Raw genomic sequence first — 2,021 nt, 5'->3', positions numbered from 1 at the left:
TACACCCCGGTACGGGATTCTGTTGGCAATATTGTGAAAGTGATCAAGATCGCAACGGATATCACAGCGATTAAGGGGCCGGTATTGCAGGTAAGAGACATCATTTCCAGCCTGGCCCAGGGGGATCTGACCAAGAAATTTGACATGGCCGCCGAAGGCTATGTGATGGAAATGGGCGATGCCTTGAATGTAGCCATAGAAAACCTCAATGGTCTGCTGGGCAGCATCGGAGAGAGTGCCGATTTTGTAGCCAGCTCTTCCAACAACATGCTGGAAAAAAGCGAAAGCATCAAAAACAACACCACCGAAGTCGCTTCAGCCATTGCACAAATGGCCCAGGGAGCCCAGGACCAGGCCCTCAAAACCGATGAATCTTCCAAACTGGTAGAAGAAGTGATGACCACTGCCAATGAGATGGAAAGCAAAGCTGACATCATCTACAAAGCCGCTGAGAAAGGACAGAGCAGCTGTGAGAATGGCATCAGGATCATCAAGAAGCTGGTAGAAAACATGGAAGGCATCAGCAGTTCGGCAGGCATCACCTCAGAGTCTATCAGTGTGCTGACCCAGAGAGCAGAAGAGATCGGCCGCACCCTGAATGTGATCACCGACATTGCCGCCCAGACCAACCTTCTGGCCCTGAATGCTGCCATAGAAGCAGCCCGTGCCGGAGATGCCGGAAGAGGCTTTGCTGTGGTGGCTGAAGAGATCCGCAAACTGGCCGAAGACTCCCGAAGATCCGCCGTAGACATAGAAAAGATCATAGGCGATGTGCAGAAAGACACCCAGTCGGCAGGCAAAGCCATAGAAAAGATGGAAGGCAGTGTCAAAGAGGGTAGTACCGCTACTAAGGAAGCAGATATCATCTTCCAGGAGATTGCCCAGTCCAGCCAGGAGACCCTGAGCTACTCCAAAGAGATACAGCAGGCTAGCTCAGGACAGAAAGCCTCCATTGACTCAGTGGTGAAGAACATAGAGCAGATTGTAGTAGTAGCCGAAGAGACTGCCGCGGGTACAGAAGAAGTAGCCAGCTCCTCGCAGGCCCTCAATGCCAGCATGGCAGAAGTGACCGAAGCCAGCAACAAGCTCTCTCAGATCGCAGCCGAGTTACAAGCCGGAGTAGGACAGTTCAAGCTGGTAAGTCTTAAGTAAGCACCCCAAAACAGAAACCGATGGCAAGTCAAGCACAAAAGCTGGAAAGACAGCAGCTGATTGTTTTCAAGCTGGGAGCAGAAGAGTATGGCATCCCCATAGACCAGATCAAGGAAGTGGTGCAGACTCCTCACATCACCCGCATGCCCAAGACTCCCTTCTACATCAAAGGAGTAGCCAACATCAGAGGCAACATCATCGCCATAGTAGACTTAGAGGAGAAGTTTGGCATCAAGGAAAGCAGTCAAAAAGATGTGAATGAGTGCAGCAACTACACCCTGGTGGTGGAGAGCGATACAGTGAAGATGGGGGTGCTGGTAGAAGAAGTGCCCAACACCCTGTCGGTGAGCTCAGCAGAGATAGAAGAGTCTCCTCAGCTGATGCAGGAAGGAGAAGAAGCAGGGGCCTATGTAAAAGGGATCGTCAAAGCAGGCAGTCGTCTGATCATCCTCATAGACGTCTTTGAGGTGATACAGGAAAAAGAGATGAGTCAGTTGCTTTCCCAAGAGCAGGTGAGTGCATAAGAAACCAATAGAAAAACCAAAAGAGAAAAAGATGGCAAAAAGTGTATTAATCGTAGATGATTCCTTGTACATGAGGACTTTGATCAAAGATGCAGTAGAAGAAGGAGGCTATGAGGTGGTAGGTCAGGCCGCCAATGGAGAAGAAGCAATAGATCTGGCCATAGAGCTTCAGCCCGATATCATCACTCTGGACAATATCTTACCCGATATGATAGGCACCGACATCCTGAAAGTATACCAGGAAGAAGAGCTGACCTCCAAAGTGGTGATGATCAGTGCTGTGGGGCAGGAGTCAGTCATTGCAGAAGGCAAATCTCTAGGCGCTCATGACTATATCGTGAAGCC

At 50.0% G+C, this 2,021-nt stretch carries 3 protein-coding genes; all 3 read left to right on the top strand.

The window, feature by feature from the left end; all coding sequences use genetic code 11:
- A partial coding sequence (locus tag WJR50_RS33960; protein WP_341297770.1) for a methyl-accepting chemotaxis protein occupies positions 1–1,152 on the top strand: 1,152 nt, incomplete at its 5' end.
- Positions 1,153–1,172: 20 nt separating this feature from the next.
- A complete protein-coding gene (locus tag WJR50_RS33955) occupies positions 1,173–1,676 on the top strand; it encodes a chemotaxis protein CheW (protein ID WP_341297769.1) in 504 nt (167 codons plus the stop codon).
- 31 nt (positions 1,677–1,707) lie between these two features.
- Positions 1,708–2,021, top strand: a 314-nt coding sequence (locus tag WJR50_RS33950) for a response regulator (RefSeq protein ID WP_341297768.1), incomplete at its 3' end; no start/stop codon positions are given.

It is taken from the genome of Catalinimonas locisalis (assembly GCF_038039535.1).
In the GTDB taxonomy this organism is placed as follows: Bacteria; Bacteroidota; Bacteroidia; order Cytophagales; family Cyclobacteriaceae; genus Catalinimonas.
The sequence above is the reverse complement of the archived record's forward strand: the minus strand, read 5'-3'. Positions and strand labels throughout refer to the sequence as shown.

What these genes read in the sequence shown, in the direction of transcription:
- WJR50_RS33955 (WP_341297769.1), top strand. Translation starts at nt 1,173, where the DNA reads ATGGCAAGTCAAGCACAAAAGCTGGAAAGACAGCAGCTGATTGTTTTC.